At 71.8% G+C, this 7,107-nt stretch carries 8 protein-coding genes; 1 reads left to right on the top strand and 7 read right to left on the bottom strand.

Annotated features, from left to right (window positions below):
- Nucleotides 1-140 precede the first annotated feature (140 nt).
- The 4 genes from murQ to D7Y11_RS40670 form a co-directional block, all read right to left on the bottom strand.
- Nucleotides 141-1,073, bottom strand: a complete 933-nt coding sequence (gene murQ, locus D7Y11_RS40685; protein ID WP_121756010.1) for an N-acetylmuramic acid 6-phosphate etherase — start codon at nucleotides 1,071-1,073, stop codon at nucleotides 141-143.
- 23 nt (nucleotides 1,074-1,096) lie between these two features.
- Nucleotides 1,097-1,288, bottom strand: coding sequence for a 50S ribosomal protein L28 (rpmB, locus tag D7Y11_RS40680; protein ID WP_014398134.1), 192 nt, complete (start codon nucleotides 1,286-1,288; stop codon nucleotides 1,097-1,099).
- A gap of 104 nt (nucleotides 1,289-1,392) precedes the next feature.
- Nucleotides 1,393-2,913 (bottom strand): NAD(P)-binding protein, encoded by a 1,521-nt coding sequence (locus tag D7Y11_RS40675; protein WP_121756009.1) that lies wholly within the window; start codon nucleotides 2,911-2,913, stop codon nucleotides 1,393-1,395.
- Between the two features lie 86 nt (nucleotides 2,914-2,999).
- Nucleotides 3,000-3,689 carry an HAD family phosphatase gene (locus tag D7Y11_RS40670; protein ID WP_121756011.1) on the bottom strand — a complete coding sequence of 230 codons (690 nt, stop codon included), beginning with the start codon at nucleotides 3,687-3,689 and terminating at the stop codon, nucleotides 3,000-3,002.
- A gap of 83 nt (nucleotides 3,690-3,772) precedes the next feature.
- Here D7Y11_RS40670 and D7Y11_RS40665 point away from each other — a divergent pair, with 83 nt between their 5' ends.
- Nucleotides 3,773-4,840: an enoyl-CoA hydratase/isomerase family protein gene (locus D7Y11_RS40665; protein ID WP_126936359.1), complete on the top strand. Its 1,068-nt coding sequence runs from the start codon at nucleotides 3,773-3,775 to the stop codon at nucleotides 4,838-4,840.
- Between the two features lie 17 nt (nucleotides 4,841-4,857).
- On the opposite strand, the gene D7Y11_RS40660 is transcribed toward D7Y11_RS40665, so the two are convergent.
- The 3 genes from D7Y11_RS40660 to purM all read right to left on the bottom strand — a co-directional run.
- Nucleotides 4,858-5,289: a DUF523 domain-containing protein gene (locus tag D7Y11_RS40660; protein ID WP_120594649.1), complete on the bottom strand. Its 432-nt coding sequence runs from the start codon at nucleotides 5,287-5,289 to the stop codon at nucleotides 4,858-4,860.
- A 227-nt stretch (nucleotides 5,290-5,516) separates the two neighbouring features.
- Entirely contained in the window at nucleotides 5,517-6,182 is a 666-nt protein-coding gene (purN, locus tag D7Y11_RS40655; RefSeq protein WP_126936358.1) for a phosphoribosylglycinamide formyltransferase, read from the bottom strand.
- Nucleotides 6,179-7,107 (bottom strand): phosphoribosylformylglycinamidine cyclo-ligase (gene purM / locus D7Y11_RS40650; protein ID WP_126936357.1); only part of this gene is annotated, 929 nt, incomplete at its 5' end. The genes purN and purM, both read right to left, overlap by 4 nt.

Raw genomic sequence — 7,107 nt, 5'->3', positions numbered from 1 at the left:
GGGTGGCGTGGCGGGGTGCATGCCCCAAGTCTAAAGGCCAGCTCCCACGGCCGCCGGACCCCGGCCCGCAGGGCACCTCGTGTGTCTGGGAATGACGCCCACCCTGTCGGATTCTGGAGGGACCGCGGGCCCTCGCCGCCTCAGCGCGTGGGGCGTCGCCGTGGCGCTCGGGCCGCCGCCGGGCGTTCGAGCCCTCGCAGGCCCGCGTCCTTCAATCGGCGCCGGGCCTGGGCCGCCGGAAGCCCCGTGAAGTGCATGGCCAGCGCCAGCTTCACGTGGTCGCCTGCGGCCTGGAGCAACGCCTCCGCCCGCGCGGGGGGCAGGTCCGTCAACTCCGCGACCATCCGCACCGCTCGGGCCCGCAGCTTCGTGTTCGTGGGGCGCACGTCCACCATGCGCCCCCGGTACACGTGGCCCAGCGACACGAAGGCCGCGGTGGTGATGGCATTGAGCACGAGCTTCGTCGCCGTGCCCGCCTTCAGCCGCGTGGAGCCCGCCACCACCTCCGGCCCCGTGCGCGCCAGCACCACCGTGTCCGCGCGCATGGCCGGCCCCGGCGGGTTGCAGCACACCAGCACCGTGCGCGCCCCTCGCTCGCGGGCCTCGTCCAGCGCACCCCGGACATAGGGCGTGGAGGCCGACGCGGAGATGCCGCACACCACGTCCCGCGCCGTCGCCCGGAACGTCCGCACCGCCCGGGCCCCGGCAGCGACGTCATCCTCGGCGCCCTCCACGGCGCGCGTCAGGGCCCGCCGGCCGCCCGCGATGGCCGCCTGGACCCGCGTCGCCGGGACACCGAAGGTGGGGGGACATTCGCTCGCGTCGAGCACGCCGAGCCGACCGCTGGTTCCCGCGCCCACGTAGAGCAGCCGGCCGCCAGCGCGTAACGCTTCCGCCACGGCCCGGGCCGCCGCCGCGATGGACGGCAACGCCTTACGGACCGCGTGGAGCGCGATCAGGTCTTCTTGATGCAACCGTCGGACGACCGCCTCGACAGGGAGGAGGTCCAGGTCATCCGTACGGGGATGGAGCCGTTCGGTGGGCGGAAGCGCGGACTTTCGAGCGCGCGTCATGCCCACCGGAAGGCTCCCGGACTTCAGGCGGCCTTGGTCACCTTGCCCGCCTTGATGCAGCGGGTGCAGGCCAGGACGCGCTCAATGGAGCCGCTCACGTTCGCCCGCACCTTCTGCAGGTTCGGCAGGGTCCGCTTCTTGGTCTTGTTGTTCGCGTGGCTGACGTTGTTACCCACCAGCGGACGCTTCCCACAGAGGTCGCACTTCCACGCCATGACTGCTAACTCCTTGAAAACTGGGGCGTTCGACAGCAGCCCATAAAAGAGCGGCGGACCCTACCAGAAACAGGCCGGAAATCCAGCCGGATCCGACCCGGGACCTATCCCTTGAGCGGATCCTTCTTCTTCAACATGTCCTGCACCAGCTTCGCGGCGCGCATGCCCGCGAGCAACTCGCCCTCCAGGCCCAGGCCGGGCAGCACCTCGCGGCCCGCCAGGATCACGTTCTTCGCGGGCGTGCGCTGCTTCAACCCCGTGACGCCCAGGAAGGCCTCCGTTTCGAAGCTGTAGAGCGGGTGGGGCATGAGCCGGCTGCCGCGCACTCCGCCGGCGTCCAGGTAGGGGACCGAGCGCAGCGCGCGGTGTTGCTTCGTGAACGGCATCAGCCGGTCCAGGTGCTCGTCGATGCGCTTCGCCAGCGCCTGGAGGTGCTCTTCGCCCTCTTCGCGCGCGGAGGCCGGGACGAAGGCGCCCGCGCACACCACGCGCACGCCCTCCACGTCCTTGTGCCCGGAGGCCGCGGCCGTGCGCGCCGGGTGCTGCTGCACGAGCAGCGGGCCCAGCTCCGGGTCCTGCGTGTCCACGAGCACCAGCTCGCCCATGCCGCGCGGGAGCGCCGCCTCCGGCACCACCCAGTTCACGCTGAAGAGCAGCGACTTGATGTTGGACTGATCCAGGTGCTCCAGCAGGCCGCGGTTGTGCTTCTTGTCCGTCACCAACCGGCGCAGCGCCCCGGAGTCCGTGGCCGTCACCAGGCACGACGCGCGGTAGAGCGTGTCCGAGCGCACCAGCTTCACGCCGGAGAACTTGCTGCCGTCGAACGCGAGCTCCTCGACGATGAAGCCCGCCGGGTTGTCGCGGCCCAGCACGTCGCCGCCCAGCTCCGTCAGCCGCCGGGTGAGCACGTCGCGCAGGGCGTCCATGCCGCCCGGGTACGTGGACGGCGCGGTGAGCACCTGGGACAGGGCCCGCGTCTGCGCCAGGGGCGCGCTAGGCTTCTCCAGGTGGACGAGGAAGGGCAGCAGGCCGCGTACCAGCGACAGCGCCGGATCCTCGCCCGCGAGCCGGGGCGTGGCGTCCAGGGCCGGGTGATCCTTGATCTGTCCCTTGAGCTTCCAGCCCTCGAAGAAGCCGTCGGGCGGCAGCTGGGGCCCGGCCTTGAAGAAGGCGTCGGTGGACTCGTGCTGCGCGGCGCTGCCCGCGAGCGCGCCCTGGATGCCCTCGCCGGCCTCGCCGAACTCGCGCGTCAGCTCCGTGCGGCGGCGGGCGGCGTCCCCGACCAGGTCCACCCGGTTCCGGGGCAGCACCAGCTGGAGCTCCGGCGCGTGGGGGCGCAGCGCGCGGCCGATGGCGGTGGAGAGGCCCAACTCATTGAGGGCCTCGTCCACGGCGGGCATGGCCTTGAGGGGCGGCGCGACGAAGGGGGCGTAGGGCAGCACGAAGCCGTCGTGCTCGTAGCCGGGCCCCATGCCGTCGTGCTCCACCAGCAACACGCGGTGGTTGCGCTTCGCCAGGAGCGCGGCGGCGAGCGCGCCTCCGACCTGGCTGCCCAGCACGATGACGTCGTACACGTGCCGGGACGGGCCCGAGGGGAGCTTGAGTTTGGCGGAGGACGTCGACATGGCCGCCGAACACTACACAACGTCACCGCGTCTGGCGCCCTTTTGGCGCCTTCCTGACACGTCCGGGGTGGGGCGTATGTGCCCCCTCAGGCCCTGGACCTGAAGAGGCGCGCGAGCAGCTCCGGGGGCAGCGTGTCGAAGTCCGGGGCGGTGTAGTGGGCCCCCGCGTTCTTCAGCGCCTCCGAGGTCGTGGTGGTCGTGATGCCCACGGTGACCATGCCGGCGGCGCGCGCGGACAGCACGCCGTTGATGGCGTCCTCGAAGGCGAGGCACGACTCGGGGGGCACCTGGAGGGCCTTCGCCGCCGCGAGGAAGATGTCCGGCGCGGGCTTGCCGCGCGTCACCTGTTCGGCGCCGACGACACAGGCGAAGAGCGGGCGCACGGAGAGCCCGTCCAGCACCAGCTCGCGGTTGCCGTGCGGCGCGGCGGTGGCCACGGCCAGGAGCAGGTTCGCGTCGCGCAGGCGGTGCAGGAATCCCTCCGCGCCCCGGTGCAGCGCGAGGTAGGGCCGGTAGATGGCGCGGTAGTGGGACTCCTTCTCTTCCGCGAGCGCGTCCAGCTCCGCGACGGAGAGGGTGCGGCCCAACAGCTGCGGGAGGATCTCCTCGTTCTTCTTTCCCGCGAACTCGTTCTGGAAGCGTTCCGCGGTCAGGCCATCCAGACCGAGTTTCCGGGCGAGCGTCAGCCAGGCGCGGTTGTGGAAGTCCATGTTGTCGACGAGCGTGCCATCCATGTCGAAGACGGCGGCGAGCAGGGGGGCGGCTGCGGGAGTCATGTTCTCCCCAATACCGATTTCCTCCGCCATGTCACCCCTGAATCTCCCATGCGAGCCCCTTCCGGGCTGATATCCCCCACGCCATGAGCGAGGACGTGCTGCTGGAGACTCGGGGGGCCGTGGGTCTGGTCACCCTCAACCGACCGAAGGCGCTCAACGCGCTCTCCCTGGAGATGTGCCGCGCGCTGCATCCCCAACTGGACGCCTGGGCGGCGGATCCGTCCGTGAAGGCGGTGGTGATCAGCGGAGCAGGGGGCCGGGCCTTCTGCGCGGGAGGGGACGTGCGCGCGGTGGCCAGTTCGGTCGCACGGTCGGACATGTCGCTGTCGCGCGAGTTCTTCCGTGCGGAGTATGCGCTCAACCATCGGATCCACCATTTCCCCAAGCCGTTCATCGCGTGGGTGGACGGCATCTGCATGGGCGGTGGGTTGGGGCTGTCCGCGCACGGGGCCTTCCGCGTGGTGACGGAGAAGCTGGTGCTCGCGATGCCGGAGACGGCCATCGGCATCTTCCCGGACGTGGGCGGTGGCTGGTTCCTCCCGCGCTTCCCGGGCGAGGCGGGGACGTACCTGGGGCTCACCGGCGCGCGGTGTGACGCGGCGGATGCGCTGTGGCTGGGGTACGCGACGCATCGGGTGGAGTCCTCGCGGCTGGAGGACGTGGTGGGCGCGCTGGCGGCCGCGGACTGGAGCGGACCGGGGCGCGAGGTGGCGGCGCGAGTGCTGAAGGGCTTCCATCAGGACGCCGGTGTTTCGGGGCTCGCGTCGCGGGCGGAGGTCATCGACCGGTGCTTCCAGGGGAGCCGCGTGGAGGACATCCTCGCGGCGCTGGAGCGCGAGGGGACTGCGTGGGCGGAGGAGACGCGTGCGACGCTGCCGCGCATGTCGCCCACGAGCCTGCGGGTGACGCTGCGGCAGCTGCGCATCGGGCGTGGCCAGGACTACGACGCGACGGCGCGCATGGAGTACCGGTTGAGCCAGGCGCTGACGCAGCGGCCGGACTTCCAGGAGGGGATCCGCGCGGTGCTGGTGGACAAGGATCAGAAGCCGCGCTGGAGCCCGGCCACGCTCGCGGAGGTGACGGACTCGGAGGTGGAGGCGTGCTTCGCGCCCCGGCCGGGTGACGAGCTGGAGTTGCCCGCGCTGGGCTGATCAACGCGAGGGGACGGTTACAGGTCCTCGTCGCTCACGACGGTGCGTCCATCCGCGCGCAGCAGCGCGGTGGTGATGCCTTCACCCGGGCGCAGCACGCCTGTCTCGTAGACGCGCTGACTGCCACACGAGGGGCTCTTCTCCTTCAAGAGCGCCACCGTGACGTCGAAGCGCCGGGCGGCCTCCAGGGCCTGCTGGGCGCCGTCCTGGAACGCGGCGGTGCGGTCCTCGCGCGTCTCCCGCGTGAGGGCCCGCGCACGGCCAGCCCAGACGTCCACGCCCGTGCCACCCGCGAGGTCCACGGGAGGCCGTGGAATGCCCATGCCCGCGGCGGCCTCCGGGCAGATAGGGATGACGGCCTTGCCCTCCAGCGCCGCGAGCACGCGCTCCGAGCGCTGCGAGCGGCCGTCGTAGCGGCACGCCTCGCCCAACAGGCATGCACTGACCATCACCGTGGGGGCCGCGCGCAGGGCCTCCCGACGAGCATCACGGGCAGACGCTAATGCATGCTGGGCCGGGCTCTGCACTTCGGGCGCGGCATGAGCCGGTGTTACCGCCTTCGGAGCGTTGTGCGCCGAGGATGGCGACAGCTCGATGGGCTTCGGCGCGGTATGCGGCGGCGCGACCGCCCTGGTCTCTTCGGACGCGGCGGAACGCGACGGCTCCACGGCCTTCGTCACGTCGGCGAACCCGGACTGCGAAGCGCGGTGTTGTCTCCCGTCACCCGCGCGGCCACCTTCGTGCGCGTCCCGTCCAGTGTCACCGCACCGGTCACCGCCAGCCGCACGGCCAGCGGATACAGGCGGTGCTCCTCCGCGAGGATGCGCGCGCTCAGGCTCGCCTCGTCGTCCTCCGGCAGCACGGGCACCGCCGCCTGGGCGATGATGGGGCCCGTGTCCGTGCCCGCGTCCACGTAGTGCACCGTGCACCCGGCCACCTTCACGCCGCGCTCCAGCGCCTGCTTCTGCGCATGCAGCCCCGGGAACGCCGGCAGCAGGGAAGGGTGGATGTTAAGCACGCGCCCCGGGAAGTGCTTCAGGAAGTCCGCGCTCACCAGCCGCATGAAGCCCGCCAGGCACACCCATTCGACGCCCGCGTCCGCCAGCACGCCGAGCAGCGCCGCCTCGAAGTCCACCTTCGACCCGAAGCCCTTGTGGTCCACCACCTCCGCGCGCACGCCTGCCTTCCGGGCGCGCTCCAGCGCGAACGCCGTGGGCACGTTGGACAGCACGCACGCCACCTCGGCCGGGTAGTCCGCCTGCCCGGCCGCGTCGAGCAGCGCCTGCAGGTTGCTCCCGCCGCCGCTGACGAGCACCCCCAGCCGCGCCCGCCGCGCGCTCATGGGTCGATGACCGCCGTGGCCTCGCCCTGGCCTGCTTCCACCCGGCCCACCTCGGTGGCCTCCACGCCCCGGGCGTGCAGCACCTCCAGCGCCTTCGCCACGTCCTCCTTCGCCACCACGACGATGAGGCCCAGGCCCATGTTGAACGTGCTGAACATCTCGTCGCGCGCGACTCCGCCCGTCTTCGCGATGAGGTCGAAGATGGCCGGCTTCTTCCACGTGGACTCGCTCAGCACCGCGCGCGTCCCGTCCGGCAGGCACCGGGGCAGGTTGCCCGGGATGCCGCTGCCGGTGATGTGCGCCATGCCCTTCACCTTCACGGCCTGGCAGAGCGCGAGCGCGTCCTTCACGTAGATGCGCGTGGGCTCCAGCAGCGCGTCACCCAGCGGCCGGTCCAGCCCCTGCGGCGTCATGTCCAGGGGCAGCTTCGCGTCGTCCAGCAGCACCTTGCGCGCCAGCGAGTAGCCGTTGCTGTGCAGCCCCGACGACGTGAGCCCGATGAGCGCGTCCCCCGGCTTCACCGTCTTGCCGTCGATGATGGCGGACCGCTCCACCACGCCCACGCAGAAGCCCGCGACGTCGTACTCGCCCCGCGCGTAGAAGCCCGGCATCTCCGCCGTCTCCCCGCCCAGGAGCGCGCACCCCGCCTGCTCGCACCCCAGCGCGATGCCCTTGACCACCTCCGCCGCGGCGTCCACCTCCAGCTTCCCCGTGGCGAAGTAGTCCAGGAAGAAGAGCGGCTCCGCGCCACAGGTGAGGATGTCGTTCACCGACATGGCGACCAGGTCGATACCCACCGTGTCGTGGCGCCCCGCCAGGAAGGCCACCTTCAGCTTGGTGCCCACCCCGTCGGTGCCCGCCACCAGCACCGGCGCCTGGTACTTGCCGGGCGGCAGTGCGAACAGGCCGCCGAACCCACCCACCC

This window comes from Corallococcus sp. AB018, from assembly GCF_003986945.1.
Lineage (GTDB): Bacteria > Myxococcota > Myxococcia > Myxococcales > Myxococcaceae > Corallococcus > Corallococcus exiguus.
Note: the sequence above shows the minus strand (reverse complement) of the source record. Positions and strands in the feature narration are given on the sequence as shown.